This is a genomic window from uncultured Roseobacter sp. (assembly GCF_947501835.1).
In the GTDB taxonomy this organism is placed as follows: domain Bacteria; phylum Pseudomonadota; class Alphaproteobacteria; order Rhodobacterales; family Rhodobacteraceae; genus Roseobacter.
Window position 1 is genome coordinate 1 of record NZ_CANMXR010000016.1, and the last position, 18,037, is coordinate 18,037.

Sequence of the window (18,037 nt, forward strand, 5' to 3'; positions counted from 1 at the left end):
CAGGAGCAGGAGCAGGAGCAGGAGCAGGAGCAGGAGCAGGAGCAGGAGCAGGAGCAGGAGCAGGAGCAGGAGCAGGATTGGCCGCTGGCGCGGGAACAAGTTCAGGCGCGGGAACGGGCACCGAAACCGGGCCAGCTGCGGGTGCCGGGGCATCGGTTGGCGCAACTGCGGGTGCAAGCGCCGGGACGGGGGCGGCAGCGGGTGCGGGCGGCAGATTCTGTGGCCCAGCATCGGGTCCGGGGCCCGGCCCGCCCGGCGCTGCGACAGGGGCAGCGCCCCCCGGACCCGGCTGTGGCGCAGGCGCGCCGTACAGGAAGGCCCCGGCCTGATCGCCCGCGCGGACCGCCTTTGCCCCGGCAATCCCAAGACCTGTGACACTTGCCGCCGTTTTCCCAACCCCTGCCGCCATTTCAGCGCCGCTGGCCATGGTCCCGATGCCATCGACGATGCCCGCACCTGCCGAGAACCCGGCTGTGACCGCCTCAACCGTATGCGCCAGCGCTGACAAGCCTTTGAGCCCCTTTACAAAAATCGCTGTTTTCCATCCGCCCTTACCGTCGAGCAGATCTGCCAATGCGGTCGCGAGTGATCGGACGAGTTTGGCAATTGCGAAGATCATCGACGGAATTTTGTAAAAAGACGTCGGATCGGCCATTAAGGCACCAACGCCGGCGACGATGGCCTCGATCGTGCGTATGGTATCAATGGCCGCGAGCCTTAACCCTTTGGGTGCGTTTTCGCGGTACATCAACGCGCCGCGGCCGAATTTTAGCGCCCCAACGATCAATGCGAGGATCGACGGGACAACCAATGGAATGGCGCCGAACCCGGCGCCCGCCACCAGCCCCGCAATCCCTGCAATGATGGTCAGGCTGGCTTCGGCCATGACGAGACCGGCCTTCATTTTCTGGGTCAGCGGAATTTTCAGGCGCTGTGCCACCGACCCGGTGTTTTTCCAACGGGCGACGGTGCTCCGGTTCCCTTGATGCATGACGCCGTGGGGGCCGAACCCGGCTTGCAATGAGCCCTGCCACTTGTGGTAGTCTTTCCGCAACATTTGCGTAACGGTCGCGCCCATCTGATCTGCAAATCCTGAAGGGCAGGGGGTGTTGGGGGCGCCGATCAGTGCCGGATATTGTACCCGTCCGGTGGGCGCATTCTGCCGTTGCAGGGGCGTCGAACTGCGCCAGGCCATCGGTTTTATCTGGTGAGATTGCAGCTGCGATATCGGCTGGCTATTCCCAACCTGCGGCACGATCCTATCTGGTGAATTTCCTGGTGTGGCGACGCGGTGCATCATCTGGGGAAGCGGCAGCATCGCGGGACCTGAATTTGCCACCTGTTGCAGGTCGTGCATCCGTTGAACTGCTGGGTCCTTACCTGCTTTGGCCTGCAGCGCCTTCAAATTCGGGGTGCCCGCGCCCGCAGCCTTTTGCAGTTGGTGCAAGTGATGTGTTGCCGGATTACTGCTCAGCGCATGCTGCAAGCCTCTCAAACCTGCGGTTTGATGGGTTTCATGCGCTGCCCTTTCGGGGTCAAGCTCGAGTTGTTCGGGTTGCGACGCCTTTGCCGTGGCTTTGTGATTGCCGCCATGCGCATGTGCCGGAGTGGCATATTCAGCCAAGGCAATTCCCTTTCAGGTTGAATCTCGAGATCGTTGGAAACAGAGCTTAGACAAAACCAGCCACAAGTCATGCAAAATGCGCGAGCTTGCCGTCGATAGGAGCGCCAGATCGCATTTATGCCTGAGGTCTGAAGCAAAAATCCACAGAGGAAGTTGTTCCTGTCAAACGGAATGAAAAGCCTCAGTTGTCTGGCCGCTTAGGGTTGCCTGGGTCCCGGGCCTCCTGCACCGCCAGACGAAGATCGTCCTGAAAATCGGCGATAGCCTGTTCCCGCTTTGCCTTGTCGCTGAGGCGCAAAATATAGGAGGGATGATAGGTGATCAAAACCGCGTTGCCCAACCGTCCGCGTTCGACCGTGCCACGCTGGTTTGAGATATTTGCCTCCGATCCTGTCAGGGCTTTGGCCGCGACAGCCCCCATGGCAAGAACAAGCCTGGGAGAAACCAGCTTGAGCTCGGCATCCAGCCACCAGGCACAATGCTCAATTTCGGATACGTTGGGACGTTGGTGGATCCGGCGCTTTCCGCGCGGCACAAATTTGAAATGCTTGACCGCATTGGTGATGTAGACAGTGTTGCGGTCAAGACCTGCGCGCTTTGCAACCTCATCAAAGACCTGGCCTGCCGGACCCACGAAAGGTTTGCCGCGCAGGTCCTCCTGATCGCCCGGCTGTTCACCCACAATCACCAGATCGGCATTTGTCGGGCCTTCGCCCGGCACCGCTTGCGTGGCGGTTGCATGCAGGGGGCACCGGGTGCAACTGTGGATGGCTGCGGGCAGATCGCTGATCGGGCCGCCCCAGGACGACAGATTGCGGCGCTGCATCGCTTGCACCTGCGCCATCCGCGCAGGCGGCAAGGTTGGCGCGGCTTGAGCCATCGCGCGGGCACGGGCCGGGGCGGTCGAGATCAGCTCGGGGATCGATGCGGTCTCGGGCATGTTTTTCCAGTACTTCTTTGGCATCTCGGATTGCATCGCCTGTACCTTGAGCCGCGCGGGATTGAATATATTGCGGAAATACGTGACCCACAGGTCTTCATGTGCGTCATCGGGCAGGTCAGGCTTGGGGCGATCCGTGTCGAACCTCAACGTCCCCCCTTCACAGAAAACCGAGACATCCGGCGTCAGAATGCGCCAGTCCATATCGCCAAATCGGCGTTGGAAAAATCGCGCTGTCGGCTCAACCGTGTGGTGTGTCGGCTCGAACCATGCAGCAAATGACCGGCGTGGTGCAGCCGGATCACCGATTTCGCGGAACCGCACGAAGGCCTTCATCTTGTGCTGACAACGGTGCACATTCTTCTCCATGGCGCGCAATTTCGCCATCGCCGGGTCGCCACGATCACCGATGAGCAAGGGCTGCGACTGCAACCGCCAAAGCATGTGGTAGAGGCGCGAAAACCGCTGCGGGTCGTTGTGCCAGACAACGCTGTTGGCGAGGCTGACGAAGCTGCGATGCACACGGATTTCCGAAGGCTGGATCGGTGCGGGCGTCTCATCAAAGAGCCCGCGCGCCATCGCGTCATCGCCCCATGTGACATGCTCGGGCGGCGTGCCTCTGGACAGCAATCCGCGTGCGGCGTCCCGCCAGGCGGCTGCGGCCCCGATTCTGGGCACGGTCATGTGCTGCGTCATAGCAGGGAAAGTTGCTCAGGCGGCGGCGCAAATCGCGCCCGCAGATCAGCGCTATCCGTCAGTTTCGAGGGGCTCCACCCGCCCGCCGTGACAAAGGCGCGCGCCTTTTTCATTAATGCGCCCATGCGCAGGAGGTCCTCGTAGCGCAGGTGCCGGTGGCGACGTGTGGTCAGGATACGGTTGACCGTTTTGACACCAAAGCCCGGGATGCGCAGCAACATGTCTTTGTCAGCGGTGTTCACATCCATCGGGAACAGGCCGCGGTGCTGCAGCGCCCAGGCCAGTTTCGGGTCGATCTGTAGATCAAGATTGCCGTCCGGCGTCGCCGAAGTGATCTCGTCTAGCGCGAACCCATAGAACCTGAGCAACCAATCGGCCTGATACAGCCGGTGTTCCCTCAGCAAGGGCGGGCTGATCAATGGCAGCTTGTCCGAACTGTCAGGGATGGGCGAGAAGGCAGAGTAATAGACACGTTTGAGCCGGTAGCTGGCATAAAGCCGTGTGGATTGCCGCAAAACCATCGTGTCGTTTGATCCGTCTGCCCCAATGATCATCTGGGTAGACTGGCCCGCTGGCGCGAAACGCGGGGGTCGCTTACCGGTGTGGGAGCGGTCCTTTGCACTGTCTTTGAGGATCCGAACATTTGCCATCGCCTGGCGGATTTGCTGCGGGCTCTTTTCCGGCGCAAAGCGTGTTACCGAGGTATCCGTCGGCAATTCAACGTTGATCGAAAGACGGTCGGCCAGAAGGCCTGCCTCCTCAATGAGTTCCGGCGCTGCGTCGGGGATGGTTTTGAGGTGAATGTATCCGCGAAAATTCTCTTGTCGGCGCAGTTTGCGCGCGATCTGCACCATGTCCGACATCGTGGCATCGGGTGAGCGTATGATGCCGGAGGACAAGAACAGACCTTCGATATAGTTGCGACGGTAAAAGTCGATGGTCAGCCTGACGATTTCATCCACCGAAAACCGGGCGCGTGGCACATTCGAGGACACGCGATTCACACAGTAGCTGCAATCGTAGATGCAGAAATTCGTCATGAGAATTTTCAGCAGGCTGATGCAGCGACCGTCGGGGGCGTAGGCGTGGCAAATGCCGCTACCTTCGTTTGATCCCAGACCTTTTCCATCGCGAGAATCGCGCCGGGACGATCCGGAAGACGCACAAGAGGCATCGTATTTCGCCGCATCGCTCAGGATTGCGAGCTTGGATTTCAGGGAGAGCTGCGCCATTTGTTCACTTTATGTTCTCATCTGGGGTGAGGCAATATGTAAATTCACTTGCGGCACGGGCGACACCTGAAATGGTATATGTCTGGCAAAGCAATCCGGCGGTTCAGCTGTCCTCCCAAATGAAAAAAGAGGAGCAGTATTGCCCCTCTTTTCCAATGCACGCCGGTATGAACAGATTATTTTGGCAACAACACGGTGTCCACAACGTGGATGACACCGTTGGACTGGTTCACATCCGCGATGGTCACCCGACCTGCATTGCCGCTTTCGTCATAGACGTAGAGCACGCCGGATTTGACCTGCGCCGAGAGCGCGTCGCCCGAGAGCGTGTTGAGATGAAAGAAACCATCGGCACTGGCGCGTGCCTTGGACATCAGCTCCTGGCCCGACAGCTTCCCGGCAATCACATGCGCGGTCAGAACTTTCGTCAATGTGCCCTTGTTTTCGGGTTTCAGCAGGGTTTCCACGGTCCCAGCGGGCAGAGCCGCAAAAGCGTCATTGACGGGTGCAAAGACTGTGAACGGGCCTTCGCCCATGAGCGCGTCGACAAGGCCCGCTGCTTTGACTGCCGCAACAAGGGTGGTGTGATCTGCTGAATTCACGGCATTTTCGACAATGTTCTTGTCGGTGAACATCGGCGCGCCGCCAACATCCGGATTGGCCGCAAAGGTGACGGTGCCCAACATGAGGGCGGCGACGGTCGAAGAGAGTCTGAGCGTTTGGATCATCTGATTTCCTTTCATTTCTGATCACTCCCTCGCTGCATGAGGGATTGCTCAAGAGACGGGTGGTCACCCCGGAAAGTTTCAAAGTCACGAAATCGGTCCACGCCGAAACCTTAGGTGGACGCATTGCGTACCTCAGGGCAATCAACAAGGCAGGCAGAACATGCATAGCAACAGCAAAAGAAGCCGGTGGATCAAACGGCAAACGCGCATCACACGTCTGACCCATTGGGCCTGGGCGCTGTCGATGTTTTTCCTCCTGGGGTCTGGACTGCAGATATTCAACGCGCATCCAACGCTATATCTTGGCGACCAATCGGGGTTTGACTTTGACAATACCGTGCTTTCGCTTGGGTCGGGCGCGCGTGCCTTTCCGGCATGGGCAACGATCCCAAGCGGTGTGGATCTGGCGACAGGGCGGATCATCCACTTTTTCTTTGCCTGGGTTCTGGTGGGCAGCCTGTTTCTGTGGTTTTTAGGGGCGCTTTTATCCGGGCATCTCATCTGTGATCTCATCCCGCACAAAGCGGATTTGCGGGATTTCAAAGAGGATGTGCGCGTGCACTTGCGCCTGCGACTGCCGCATCGGCGGCACTACGGCCCGTTGCAAAAGCTCAGCTATGGTCTGGTGCTCTTCATATTGTTTCCGCTGATCGTGGCCACGGGGCTTGCCATGTCACCGGGCATCAACGCCGCAGTCCCATGGTTGTCGGAGGTACTGGGGGGGCGTCAGACCGCGCGCACCCTTCATTTCTGCGCCGCTTTTGGATTTCTAGCCTTTTTCATCGTTCATGTTGCGATGGTGCTTTTGGCGGGTCCGGTGAACGAGATGCGATCCATGATCACCGGTTGGTACCATCTGGATGAGGGTGAGTGAGATGGCAGGCGCATTGATCACCCGCCGCCGCGCCCTGCGCATGACAGGATCGGGCCTTGGCGCGATAGCCCTGGGTGGGTGCAACATCCTTGATGGGTTGAGCGATCTTGATCATCCGCTGCGAGCCTATATGGAACGCGCAAATACGCTGACGATGGCAGCGCAACGCGGACTGCTGGACCGGGACACCTTGGCGCAGGAATTCCAACCCGCCGACATCCGTCAACCGCAGCGACCCAACGGCGTTACCAACCCGCAGGATGCGGATTACCTCAAGCACCTCAATGCAGAATTCGAGACCTACAGGCTAGAGGTTTCCGGGCAGGTTGCACGCCCGCTGTCGCTGTCTCTGCGAGCACTTTCCGCGATGCCCGCGCGCAGTCAAATCACGCGTCACGACTGTGTGGAAGGGTGGAGCTGCATCGCCCAATGGACCGGCGTGCCGCTCGCGACCGTGCTGGAGCGCGCTGGTGTGCTGCCCGGCGCCAAATACGTGCTGTTCCACTGTTTTGATACGATTGAGCGGAGCCTGTCAGGGGGCGTCAAATACTACGAGACCATCGACCTGGTGGATGCGATGCACCCGCAAACCATTCTGGCCTACGGCATGAACGGTTCGGCGCTTCCGGTACCAAATGGTGCGCCTTTGCGCCTGCGGGTGGAGCGCCAGTTGGGCTATAAAATGGCCAAATACATCCGCGCCATCGAAGTGGTCGACAGCTTTGAGACCTTTGGGCGCGGACGGGGTGGGTATTGGGAAGATCGCGGATATGAATGGTACGCAGGCATTTGAGTGCGCATTCCGCCACGTCAGGTGCATCCGTCTTACCTGCTGGCCCGTCCTTTCCTGATACACAGGAAACCCTCAACCATGACGCGAAGTGATGACCCTCAGTTCTCAAATTCTATCCTCTCTGCGCAAGCGGTACGACATTAGAGGCGCAAGACCACGCGAAAGGGATATGCGTCTTCTTGCGCCGCTGTCTGAATCGCTTGACGTGGCGCGTCCGGGGCAGGGGCTGCTGGATGACATCGAAGCGGAGCTGGACAACGATAAGGATGCCAGCAGGCCCCCCAGAGCGCGGCATCATGGGTCGGCACGGATGATCCTGGTTTTTGCGGCGGGTGCCCTTGCCGCAACAGTTTCCACGCTGGGCATGGTGGCGATCCAAGGCGCGGGACAGCAGATCATTGTCCGCCCGGCGCCGGGTGATGCGTGGTTGTCACTGGGCGCGGTGTCACTTGAAGGGGCGGCGTTGCGAAGTTTTGTCGCCGAAAAATGCAAGAACAACTCTCATCTTGGCATCGTCCTAAGCGGTTATCAGGAAAAGGAAAAACTGACCGCGCCCGAAGACGATGCGGAGATTTCAGGCACCCCGCTGATGACATCTGAAGAAAAAATTCTGATGCGCTGCAACTTTTGAGCTTGGGTCTCCGTCCTTGCTAGGTGCCAACAGAATGGGGAGACTGCCGTGGGAGTGACCAGACTGGTGCCCGCATCGGAATCGAAAAAGAGCGAAACCAAGCCTATGGCTGCGACGGAACAATGCCGACAACTGGCACAATTGCTGGCAGCCTGCGCGGAGGGTGACAGGGCAGCCTTTCGCCGGTTTTACGATCTGAGTGCGCGATACGTTTTCGGGGTGATCCTCGCCATCATGCGGGATCACGATCTCGCCAAGGAGGTAGCCCAGGAAGCCTTTGTCCGCATGTGGAAAAGGTCGCATCAGTACCGGCCTGAAAGCGGCAACCCGCTGTCGTGGATCGGCACCATCGCCCGCAACTGCGCGATTGACCGGCTGCGATCAGAACGCACCCGTGGCTTTGTTGAATTTACCGATGATGTGCCGGAGTTCTCCAATCTTGATGACCCGGCAAGCCATACGCTCGACAGCCTGGTGATCCGCCGTCTTCTTGCGGACCTGCGCCCCGATCATCGCAAGGCGCTGATGCTTTGCTATTTTCAGGGCTACACATATATCGAACTGGCGAGTGTGATGGACATACCCGTCGGCACGGCAAAAAGCTGGGTACGACGCGGATTAGCCGCTTTGCGCGAGGCAATGGAATGACACAGGACACCGACAACATAATGCGTTCACTGGATAAAATGGTAAGCAACCTCAACACAATCCCGGCCATTCCGGGCACGATGCCTCAGTTTGGCGGTGAGACGGATGAGCTGCTTACGCAGATGGCACCCGTGGCCCAGTCGCTGCCCGGTGCGGAGCCGCCGGATGATCTTTTCGCGGCGATTGAAGCCGAGTTGGACGCGGAACCCTTACAGCCCACGCAGGTCCAAAGAGCAGATGAGGGGACGTGGGAGCAACGGTCGGAATTCGTCTGGAAAAAGATCCTGACCCAGGATCCGGACACGGGCAGATGCATGTATCTCTTGCGCTGTTTGCCGGGTGCGCGGATCAAGCCGCATGTCCATAATCGGGCTGAGCATCTCTTTATCATCGAGGGCGAATTCTGGATGAACGACAAGCTTTACACCGCGGGGGATGCCCAGTGTTCATTGCCGGGCACCGAGCATCATGAGATTACCATGCCTAATGGCTGCCTCGTTCTTGTGAGCGCCTAGGTAAAGGTTTGAACGCACCACTGCAGCAGAAAGCTGGCCGAAAGCCACGGGCCAAAGGCCAGCCTTTGACGTTTCAGGATCAGCGCATAGCTGAGCGCTGACAGGGCGGAGAGGGCGACCAGCCCGGGTAGCGCCGCCCACCCCAGCCAGGCCCCTGCCGCTGCGAGCAGTTTGGCGTCCCCCAGACCCAGGCCATCGACGCCTGTGCGGCGGAAATATACCTCTCCGAGGCCTGTAAAAACGGCAAACCCTATCGTCAGTCCAATGAGCTGTGATATTGGCCAGCCGCCAGTGGTCACCGCTGCGATCATAAGTCCTGAGAGCACCAGCAGGCCATTGGCCAGGTCGGGAATGCGCAGATGGGAAATGTCCCAAAGGCTGATCCAGCCAAGGATCACCATCAGCCATAAGGTGGCGATGACCTGCACGGCATCAGGTGACGCAATCATAGCATTCTCTCCCGAAAACAACCCTGTCTATCAAGCAATACGAGGCGCCTTCGGTATTTGTTGCAGCGGCTGAAACTAATTCTCGGAAGCGCCCGTTTTAGTGAATACAGCTTGAACAATCCCGCAGCGGAGACCCCGCGACAGGACCGAAACCGCTGTCGCGCAAAGCCCAGGCAAAAGATGCATCTTTTGCCAACGGAGAAGCTTTGCGTGAAACAAAACGTGAGGAAAAACCATGAAGACCCAACGACCCCTTGCCATGAGCAGTCTGCTTGCCGCGGCGCTGATGGCGGCAGCAGCCCCTGTGACGGCCTCGTCGCACCGCGAAGCCCCGGCGATCACTGAACACCCCAAGGTGGATGGCACCGATTTCTACATCTTCCGCAGCTATGAACCCGGCCGCGAAGACTATGTGACACTGCTGGCCAACTATCAGCCCCTGCAGGTGAACTACGGTGGCCCAAGCTATTACACCATGGATGCGGATGCGCTTTATGAGATCCACATCGACAACGACGGCGATGCCATCGAAGATCTGACTTTCCAGTTCGAATTTGACAATCAGCTGGCCAATGGTGGCGCTGGTATCGGGCTCGACATCAACGGCGAACAGGTTGCCATTCCGCTGAAATATGCGGGTAAAATCCTGCTCAACGACCAGTCGTTGCTGAACGAATCCGAAAGCTATGGTGTCACACTGGTCCGCGGGGACCGGCGGAGTGGCACGCGCAGCGTGGTGACACGTGCTGGCTCAGCAAGCGCATCCTTCACAAAACCGCTGGATCACGTCGGCCTGAACACACTGCCGGACTATGATGCTTATGCAGATCAATACATCTACGACATCGATGTGCCGGGCTGTGAAACAACCGGTCGGGTGTTTGTCGGTCAGCGTGCGGATGGTTTTGCGCTGAACCTCGGCGAAGTTTTTGACCTCATCAATCTGGTCCCTATTGAGGGGGACAGCGCGCCCGGTGCGGGTGATGGCGGCGGTCAGGACGGCGGCATCACGCAGAGCCGCGACAACGATGATGTCTTTGGCAAGGTCAACGTCTCCACGATTGCGCTGGAGATGCCGATTTCCTGCCTGACATCGGGTGATGAAACGGTGATCGGGGGCTGGACCACGTCGAGCCTGGCGCAGGCCGAGTTGGAAGATGCGACCCCGGGCTATGAGGCCACCTCCAAGATCGGTGGTGCCTGGGTGCAGCAGTCGCGGATTTCTACGCCGTTGGTGAACGAGATTGTCATTGGTATCCCGGACAAGGATCGCTTCAACGGCTCCGAGCCCATCGACGATGTCGATCTGGCCACCTATGTCACCAATCCGACGTTCCCGGCACTTGTCGATATTCTCTTTCGCACGCCACTTGGCGCTGCCGATGACATCGCGCCGTCCAACTTCCCCCGCCAGGACCTTGTCACAACTTACCTGACCGGCTTTCCGGGGCTCAATCAGCCGGCGAATGTGCAGCAGGGCGAAATGCTGCGTCTGAATACGGCCATTGCGCCCACGCCGCGTGCAGAACAGCACACGTTGGGTGTCGTTGGAGAGGATCTGGCCGGTTTCCCGAACGGGCGTCGTCCGGGGGATGACATCATCGACGTGTCGTTGCGCGTTGCAATGGGTGCCCTGTGCCACCCCGTCCCCCTTGGCGCGGAACTGGGCGTTGACGGTGCGGTTGAGGATGATGCCAGCGATCTGATCAATCTGGGGCTTTGCGCGGAAGGGGATGCGCCTGTGGGGGGCGCCGCCTTTACGGACGGCGCGCCGATTGCGGCAACAGAGTTGCAGAACCGCTTTCCCTATCTGAACGCGCCGATCCCCGGATCGCCCAATTGATCCGCTGCACGGAAAGGACAAAAACATGACGATTTTCTCTTTTCGCACCGGATGCCTCATCCTCGTCGCGGTTGGCCTTGTGGCCTGCGTCGACGGGGAGGGCGCGAGCGGCGAGGCTGGCGTTGCGTCAGCAGTTGCCGCGTTTGGCAGCGATTTCCAGATGGCGTTCAATCAGGGGCGCAACGACACGCCGGTCAATGTCGATCTCGTGACCCTGACTCTGGACCGTACGGCAGAGCCGTTCGAATTCTGATCTGTCCATAGAACGGAACCCAAGCACAGGGCGTCGCCGGAAACCTCCGGCGGCGCTTCTTTGTCTCCGGCATCAGTCTCGCGGCATATCGATGACCAGCTCGGTCTCCGGATCACGTACCACTCTGCGTTCGTAGGACAGATCCACCATGCCCACCGCGGCGCGCACCTCGATATCGTAGCTGTCCGACCGCCACCCGGCGAGCGTAGGCTGCACGACGCCCAGGTCAGAGAGATCCTTGCCGGTCAGATAGCCTTGGGCCGTGCGCCGCGCGCTCAGGTTGCGTGCGACAATCGGATTAGCAAAAACCGCCTCCAGCACAGGCTCCGGCGCGGTGTTCAGGTTGATCAACTGCCCCGCTGGCAGCGCGGTGATGTAGGGGGAAAGATCTTCCACAAACCGGTCACTTATGCCATGCGCGCGCAGTTTTGCCGCAGAGACCAACGGCCCCTCGCGGGCGATGACGTCGGTGATCTGCGAACCAAGTTCAGTCGGCAGTTCCAAAGCCGTCAGCAACGCAGAAAATACCCGCTGTTGTGCAATGGCACTGCGGCTCAGGCTGTTGAGATTGAAACGCGCCTGTGCATCATCGATGGACACCGAATAGCTGCCGAAATCATAGGTAACCTGCTCCTGCGCGACCCGCGCCCACGCCTCCTGCAGGTGATCGCTTTCCGGGGCCGCGCGCAGATCCCGCGCCAACGCGGTGCGCAACGATGCTACGCCGCCCTTGGCAAGGGCAAAGGCCTGCGCCCGATCCGACGCCTTTTGCGTGTCGGATATTGCCTTCTCCTGTGACAGCAGCATGGTCTGAACCAGGGCTGCGGATATTGCCATGACCAGCAAGACATTGACCAGCGCAACACCTTGATCCTGGCGCCGCGTCATTCAGGCAACGGGAGGTTTTGCGCAAGCAGGACCAGCTTGCGAATGGCCGCGGAACGCGCGCCATCAGGATAGAGGGTCATTTCGACGCCGGGTGCGATGGCAGCAGTGCTGTCGTCAGATAAGGTGCGCCAGGAGGCCGATGCGGGCAGGGGGAGTATCTGTTGTGCAACTGCGGGCATGCCTGGTCGCTCGATCCTGCGGACCAGACCCTCCTGTTGTGATTGATAGGTCACCTGACTTTCCGCCGTCGTCAGCTCGACCCAACCCTCGCCGAGCGAAAGACCCGGTTGCGCTCGGAGGACATCTGCTTCGAAAATCCGGAACGCGCGGTCGAGATCGGTGTATTCTTCCAACCGGCCACCGGTCTGGCTGTCTGTGCGCAGAATTGTGTCGAGCACGGTAAAACTGGCCAGACCGATCATGGAAAACACGGAAAGCGCCACAAGCATTTCGATCAACGTGACACCAGCTTGGAGGTCGCGGTGGGTCATGCGACTTTGCTGACCCGCCCGTTCTTAAGCTGGAGAATGGCAAGCTGGCGCGCGCAGGTTCGATCTTTGCGAAACGAGCATTGACCAAGCAGGCCCTCGCGCGGGGGCGTGCCGGTTATTTGCACCCGTCCGTTCCGGTCTCTGGGGAGGCTGTTGGCGAACATGACCGCATCCACTGCAAGGCCTGACAGAATACCCATCTCCTCCCCCAGCTGGCTTTGGTAGCTAGAGGACAGGCTGTTGAAAAGCCGCGGATCAGGTCCGGCAAACCGCAGTGTTTTCAGCGGGCTCAAGGCAGCTGTCGGGACATCCGCCCACTGCAGCGATCCGATAACGCCCAGGCCGGCCTGTTCAGCGGTCTGCGCCGCACGCCTGCTTTTGGCACCGGCCGATGGCAAGTAGAGGCTGTCTGGCAGTTGACCGCCCTCTGCCTCTTTCAGCTGTTCCAGCAAACCCTCAGATGCTGCCAGTGGGACCGGCGGCATCAGTTTCAGTCGGTGGGTTTTTGCAGCGGCGGCAAGCGCTGTTGCGGACTGGGCACCAAAGTCGCCACCAGGCTGCATCAGCGCGATGGAACCCCAACCGTTTTTCCTGGCAAACCCCGCAGCGGCGATTGCGGACTGCGCGGGGGTGACGCCAAAGACCCATGCGCCGGTGGCGGCCAGGCGGTCATCATTGGACAGTGTGACCACCTGCGCTTTGGGGGGCGATGTCATCACCGCCGCGGTGTGATCTGAAAACAACGGCCCGATAACGACCTCTGCACCCGCGTCCTCCGCTCGGTTTGCTGCTGCAACGGCCCCCTGCGGGGTTGGCCCGGTGTCGAAAATCTCGACACGCTGGGGCAGCCCTCTGCTGTCCTCGACGAGCCACACCGCTTTGGCCATCGTCTGGCCCAGATCCGCTTTTGGACCCGACAGCGGCAGCAACAGCGCGGTGCGGGCGGGTTGGATGGTTGGTGCGCCCCGGGGGGTGGTTGTCTGCGCACAGGCACCCAGTAGCGGCACGGCCCCCAATGCCGTGAGGCGCGACAAGAACCGGCGACGAGAATAAGAGGCGTGCATTGCGTGATATCCTTCTGAGGTTTCAGGGGGTATTCAACCGACGAGATTGTTGAGATTTACGATCGGCAGCAGGATCGCGAGCACAAGCAGCATGACGATACCGCCCATGACCAGCAGGACCAGCGGCTCGACAAGACCCACCAGGGCTTTCACAATCGCGTTGAGCGACTGTGCACTATCGTTGGCGTAACGGGACAGGGTGCGCGGCAAGGATCCTCCCGCCTCGCCGCTTGCAACCATCGTGATCATCATCGCGGAGAAAACACGGTGACCGGCCATGGCCTGCGATAGAGCCGCACCGTCCCGCACGGCACTGGCCACCTCGCGGACGATATCCCGATACGCGATGTTCCCAACTGTGCCACTGGCGGCTTCGAGTGCATCATTCAGTGTCACACCGCTTTGCGTGAGGGTCGCGAGCGTGCCGGAAAACTGGGTTGCGGCGATTTGCCGGTTCAATTGCGTTTTGAGCAGAAAACGGTGCCATTCCGTACGAAATTTTGGCAGGCGCATCATTTGCCAGACTGTGGCGGAGACGGCTGCGAGCGTGAGGGTGAGCCAAGGCCACCACACCCGGATGCCTTCGCTCAGGGCGATCAACCCACGTGTCAGGCCCGGCAATTCGGCGCCACGGCTCGCAAAAACCCGCACGATATCGGGCACAACAAAAACCAGCAGCGCCGTGACCACCGCGAGCGACACAAGCGCAAGGATTGCTGGATAGATAAGCGCAAGCTGCACATTGCTCTGGTTTTTTGATCTCGTCTCCACGTGATCCGCCAGATGGGCCATGACAGCGCCCAGTCGTCCGGCACGTTCGCCAGCGCGCACTGACGAGGTGTAGAACGTGTCGAAGGATTTCGAGTGCTGCTCAAGTGCGGCGGCCACGCTCTGACCTTGCAGGATGTTTTCGTGCAGGCTGCGGACGATCCGGGCAGGGCGTGCCCCTGATTGATATGCGACTGCCGTCAGCGCGTCTTCGATGCGCACGCCGCTTTCGAGCAGGGTGGCCATTTGACGGGTCAAAGCGGCCAATTCTCTGGATGACAGGGATTTCCTGGCGGGCAGGGCAAAGGTCACCTTCGGACCCGCTGCTTTGATCTGCACCGGTAGAAGTCGCTGTGTGCGCAGCGCCTGTGTCGCGGCCTGGGCACTGGAGGCCTCGATTTTTCCGCGCTGGGTGCGGCCGTTCTCTGTTGCTGCGACGTAGTGAAAGAACGGCATCGTCAGGCCCCGCCCTCGTAGGTGACGCGCAGCACTTCCTGTGGGGTGGTCAGACCGGCACGGATTTTTTCCAAACCATCTTCGATCAGGCCTTTTGACTGTTTGCGTGCGATTCCTTGGATCTCGGCCTCGGACAGCCCCACGGTGATTGCATGCTCCAAAACCGCACTGCCTTCGACCACTTCGTAGAGCGCAACCCGTCCGCGATAGCCGGTTTGCCCACAGGCCATGCATCCGTCGCCACGCTGCACGGTTGCCTCCGGTGAAATGCTCAGTGAGGCCGCTTCGAAGGCGGTGATCGGGACAGGCACGGCGCATTCCGTGCAAGTTCGGCGCACCAGGCGTTGCGCAATAAGCCCGCGGATCATCGGGGCCAGTAGAAACGGCTGCACGCCCAGATCGATCAGCCGCGCGATGCTGCCCAACGCGGTGTTGGTGTGCAGGGTGGACAGGACCAAATGACCTGTCATTGCGCTTTCCACAGCGATGCGCGCGGTTTCGCCATCACGAATTTCACCGACCATGATCACGTCGGGGTCCTGCCGCAGAATGGCGCGCAAACCGCGTGCGAAGGTCAGATCGGTGGCGGCGTTCACCTGCATCTGACCCACCCCGGCGAGGGCGTATTCAATCGGGTCCTCGATGGTCATGATGTTGCGCTGACGGTCATTGAGCGCATCCAGCGCGGCATAGAGCGTGGTGGTTTTGCCCGATCCCGTCGGACCGGTGACAAGGATAATACCATCCGGTCGCTTCAGCATTCTTTTGAAAGCGGCCTCTGCCTCTGTACCCATCCCGAGGCTGGACACCCCGGCACGGGTTTGACCCCGATCAAGCAGGCGCAGGACAACTCTTTCGCCGTATTGCGCGGGCAAGGTCGAAATGCGCACATCCAGCTCGTATTCGCCGACGCGCAGGGACACGCGCCCATCCTGGGGAACACGTTTTTCGGATATGTCGAGCTTGCCCATCACCTTGATCCGGCTGGACAGCAAGGGGGCCAGCGCGCGCGATGGCTCCAGCACGTCACGCATGACGCCATCGATCCGAAATCGCACGACGAGACGTTTTTCCTCGACCTCGACATGTACGTCTGATGCATTTTCGCGGATGGCTTCCAGCAGCAGCGCATTGATCAAGCGCACAACAGGCGCTTCGTTGCGCTGGTCCAACAAGTCATCGACCGCCGCGGCGCTATCTGCCAACTCCGCCAGATTTGTACCGCCAAAATCTGCCTCTGCCGCAGCGCCCGCAGCCTCATGTGCATTGTCGCGGTACTGAGTTTCGATATGGTCCGCGAGGACGCTTGCGGAGACCTTGCGCAAGCTCAGTAAGTTCGCCTGATGCCGCTGTGCTTCAACAAAGGCCGTCAGCGGTGTGTCGTTGGTCACCAGACAGGTCTCGCCGTCCTCCAGGACAAGCAAGTTATGGTCGCGTGCAAATGCGTAGGGAAGCCGCGCAGTCATTGATCTGTTTCCACCGTAATTTGTGTGGCCACGATTCCGGGTGTGGTGCGGCGTCCGATCTCTACGGATGCGATGCGCAGACCTTCCTGCTCGGTCAGGGCGGCCATCCATCCGATCACCGCGCTGTAGGGGGCGTCATCCAGCGTGATGGACATCGCGTTTTCGGATGGGTCCAAACGGCGGATGGTCAGATCGGCGGCCTCGGCCCGCTGTGTAATGATGGTCTGCAAAGGTTGACGTGCGACAGGACGGGTCTCTTCACCAACGGATGTGACAAGCAAATCTGCAATCGCATCGGCTTTGCGAATTTCGGTGAGGCTTGCCGCTCTCGCGGTCATCATTGGCATTACGATCAACACCCATGCTGCAGACACCATCGTCAGCAGCATGGCCAGGCCAAGCAGGCCTTTTTCGCGATTGGTCAGGTCTCGCATCACGATGCGGCCCTGATCTGAAGCAAGACTTCTGCGCCGCTTTCCGTCGCGGTTGCCGTACCGCTGGTGACGCGCAATCCAGCATCGATCAGGGCTGCTTCGGCGGCCTGCAGTACCCCGAATTCACTGCCCTGTACGAGCAGCGTCAAAACCCCCTCACGCGCACCGTATCGCAATTCCCGAAAGGTGATCTGATCGGCCTGAGGTTTCAGCGCCGCGGAGGCATGGGTCAGAGTTGCCATGAATCGATCCTGTTGTTTGGGGGTATTTTTGTTGACCAGCTGCGCAGTGATCAGGCGCAACGGCTGATCTGGCGCAAGACTGGGGGCGCGCTGGGCGAGCCTGTCTGACACATCCGCGATGCGCTGCTCTGCGATGTTAGCCAATGCACTGGCGTCTGCAGCGAGTAGGGAGATCTGGCCAAAAGCGCCGAAGATCAGCGCAGCAGCGGCAAATCGCAAAAACCGACGCGGCCCTTTTTTGCGGTGTCGGAACCGGCCATGTCGCAGGTCCAATTGCAAATCCTGCGGGTCGGGCGGCGGTGGGTTCGCGGAAATATCTGCTGCTTCCACGCCATCCGGTAGCGCCTGCGTCAGGGAAAAGAGCTCAGGCTTATCGGCCAGGGTCCAGCACGTCGCAAAGACATCGGCACGGCACACAAACCCGGTGCCATCGGACGCCCGGACGTAAATCACATTTCCCGCGCGCCAGAGGTTCCAGGCAGGGCGTTTTGCATCTGGTCGCGGGACGCCGAGAATGTCGGGCAGGGCCACACCAGCTTGCTCGGGATCGACCGCCACCTGCGCCAGCGCGGTTTCGTCACAGACAGCTACTAGGTAGTGATCGTCACCGATCAGCGGGCCCAGAACGCACTGCGATGTGATTGGTGCCTCGCACAGCTGATCCACCAACGCGAACCTCAGTGCTTTCATGCGTTGCCGATGGGTTTTGACCGGCAGAAACACGCTGAAAAGGCTGACATTTGCGCTTGGCACCACAATGGGAGCGGCAAGATGGGCGGCTGTGGCCGCTTGCACCAATCTGTCTTTCAGAGCAGTGCAGACAGCCGGAGCAACGGGGGGCTGAGGATGCGGGACGAGGGCGCGTGACGGGGCAATCGCACCCCTATCAGTGATTTCAGCGCAGCCACCATCGTCTTGTGTAAACATTTGTTTTTCCACAATAAAAAATCTTTTCAACACGATTTTTTGTGCCTATGTACTCAGATTTACGAGACTCAGAAG

General features: G+C 59.8%; 19 protein-coding genes. 7 read left to right on the forward strand and 12 right to left on the reverse strand.

The features are described 5' to 3' along the window. The 4 genes from Q1A20_RS22850 to Q1A20_RS22865 form a co-directional block, all read right to left on the reverse strand. Nucleotides 1–1,624, reverse strand: a 1,624-nt coding sequence (locus Q1A20_RS22850) for a hypothetical protein (RefSeq protein ID WP_299409609.1), incomplete at its 3' end; no start/stop codon positions are given. A 181-nt stretch (nucleotides 1,625–1,805) separates the two neighbouring features. Then, nucleotides 1,806–3,248, reverse strand: coding sequence for a UdgX family uracil-DNA binding protein (locus tag Q1A20_RS22855; protein WP_299918925.1), 1,443 nt, complete (start codon nucleotides 3,246–3,248; stop codon nucleotides 1,806–1,808). A gap of 8 nt (nucleotides 3,249–3,256) precedes the next feature. Next, on the reverse strand, nucleotides 3,257–4,492 hold the full coding sequence (locus Q1A20_RS22860; protein WP_299918927.1) for a putative DNA modification/repair radical SAM protein: 1,236 nt from the start codon (nucleotides 4,490–4,492) through the stop codon (nucleotides 3,257–3,259). A gap of 176 nt (nucleotides 4,493–4,668) precedes the next feature. Then, nucleotides 4,669–5,220 carry a fasciclin domain-containing protein gene (locus Q1A20_RS22865; RefSeq protein ID WP_299409615.1) on the reverse strand — a complete coding sequence of 184 codons (552 nt, stop codon included), beginning with the start codon at nucleotides 5,218–5,220 and terminating at the stop codon, nucleotides 4,669–4,671. A 160-nt stretch (nucleotides 5,221–5,380) separates the two neighbouring features. Here Q1A20_RS22865 and Q1A20_RS22870 point away from each other — a divergent pair, with 160 nt between their 5' ends. The 5 genes from Q1A20_RS22870 to Q1A20_RS22890 all read left to right on the forward strand — a co-directional run bounded on the left by Q1A20_RS22870 (nucleotide 5,381) and on the right by Q1A20_RS22890 (nucleotide 8,681). After that, a complete protein-coding gene (locus Q1A20_RS22870; protein ID WP_299918930.1) occupies nucleotides 5,381–6,094 on the forward strand; it encodes a cytochrome b/b6 domain-containing protein in 714 nt (237 codons plus the stop codon). A gap of 1 nt (nucleotide 6,095) precedes the next feature. Continuing rightward, on the forward strand, nucleotides 6,096–6,887 hold the full coding sequence (locus Q1A20_RS22875) for a molybdopterin-binding protein (RefSeq protein ID WP_299918933.1): 792 nt from the start codon (nucleotides 6,096–6,098) through the stop codon (nucleotides 6,885–6,887). 169 nt (nucleotides 6,888–7,056) lie between these two features. Further along, nucleotides 7,057–7,518, forward strand: coding sequence for a hypothetical protein (locus Q1A20_RS22880; protein WP_299918935.1), 462 nt, complete (start codon nucleotides 7,057–7,059; stop codon nucleotides 7,516–7,518). A 48-nt stretch (nucleotides 7,519–7,566) separates the two neighbouring features. Further along, entirely contained in the window at nucleotides 7,567–8,166 is a 600-nt protein-coding gene (locus Q1A20_RS22885; protein ID WP_299918938.1) for an RNA polymerase sigma factor, read from the forward strand. Between the two features lie 20 nt (nucleotides 8,167–8,186). Further along, nucleotides 8,187–8,681 carry a cupin domain-containing protein gene (locus Q1A20_RS22890; protein ID WP_299918940.1) on the forward strand — a complete coding sequence of 165 codons (495 nt, stop codon included), beginning with the start codon at nucleotides 8,187–8,189 and terminating at the stop codon, nucleotides 8,679–8,681. On the opposite strand, the gene Q1A20_RS22895 is transcribed toward Q1A20_RS22890, so the two are convergent. After that, nucleotides 8,678–9,130, reverse strand: coding sequence for a prepilin peptidase (locus Q1A20_RS22895; protein ID WP_299409630.1), 453 nt, complete (start codon nucleotides 9,128–9,130; stop codon nucleotides 8,678–8,680). The two genes, Q1A20_RS22890 and Q1A20_RS22895, sit on opposite strands and share 4 nt — an antisense overlap. Before the next feature lie 235 nt (nucleotides 9,131–9,365). Here Q1A20_RS22895 and Q1A20_RS22900 point away from each other — a divergent pair, with 235 nt between their 5' ends. Next, the gene (locus tag Q1A20_RS22900) at nucleotides 9,366–10,973 is read left to right on the forward strand and encodes a DUF4331 domain-containing protein (protein WP_299409632.1); all 1,608 of its coding nucleotides are present in this window, start codon (nucleotides 9,366–9,368) and stop codon (nucleotides 10,971–10,973) included. A 25-nt stretch (nucleotides 10,974–10,998) separates the two neighbouring features. Further along, entirely contained in the window at nucleotides 10,999–11,226 is a 228-nt protein-coding gene (locus Q1A20_RS22905) for a hypothetical protein (protein WP_299409635.1), read from the forward strand. A gap of 72 nt (nucleotides 11,227–11,298) precedes the next feature. On the opposite strand, the gene gspK is transcribed toward Q1A20_RS22905, so the two are convergent. The 7 genes from gspK to gspL are packed head-to-tail and all read right to left on the reverse strand — an operon-like array spanning nucleotide 11,299 to nucleotide 17,962. Continuing rightward, a complete protein-coding gene (gspK, locus tag Q1A20_RS22910; RefSeq protein WP_299409638.1) occupies nucleotides 11,299–12,114 on the reverse strand; it encodes a type II secretion system minor pseudopilin GspK in 816 nt (271 codons plus the stop codon). Beyond that, on the reverse strand, nucleotides 12,111–12,605 hold the full coding sequence (locus Q1A20_RS22915) for a type II secretion system protein J (RefSeq protein ID WP_299409641.1): 495 nt from the start codon (nucleotides 12,603–12,605) through the stop codon (nucleotides 12,111–12,113). Before Q1A20_RS22915 ends, gspK begins: the two co-directional genes overlap by 4 nt. Continuing rightward, nucleotides 12,602–13,669, reverse strand: a complete 1,068-nt coding sequence (locus tag Q1A20_RS22920) for a penicillin-binding protein activator (protein ID WP_299918944.1) — start codon at nucleotides 13,667–13,669, stop codon at nucleotides 12,602–12,604. Before Q1A20_RS22920 ends, Q1A20_RS22915 begins: the two co-directional genes overlap by 4 nt. Nucleotides 13,670–13,702: 33 nt before the next feature. After that, nucleotides 13,703–14,893, reverse strand: coding sequence for a type II secretion system F family protein (locus Q1A20_RS22925; protein ID WP_299409646.1), 1,191 nt, complete (start codon nucleotides 14,891–14,893; stop codon nucleotides 13,703–13,705). Between the two features lie 2 nt (nucleotides 14,894–14,895). Further along, entirely contained in the window at nucleotides 14,896–16,359 is a 1,464-nt protein-coding gene (locus tag Q1A20_RS22930; protein ID WP_299409649.1) for an ATPase, T2SS/T4P/T4SS family, read from the reverse strand. Beyond that, nucleotides 16,356–16,793: a type II secretion system protein GspM gene (gene gspM, locus Q1A20_RS22935; RefSeq protein WP_299409652.1), complete on the reverse strand. Its 438-nt coding sequence runs from the start codon at nucleotides 16,791–16,793 to the stop codon at nucleotides 16,356–16,358. Before gspM ends, Q1A20_RS22930 begins: the two co-directional genes overlap by 4 nt. Beyond that, nucleotides 16,793–17,962, reverse strand: a complete 1,170-nt coding sequence (gene gspL / locus Q1A20_RS22940) for a type II secretion system protein GspL (protein WP_299918948.1) — start codon at nucleotides 17,960–17,962, stop codon at nucleotides 16,793–16,795. Before gspL ends, gspM begins: the two co-directional genes overlap by 1 nt. Nucleotides 17,963–18,037: the final 75 nt, after the last annotated feature.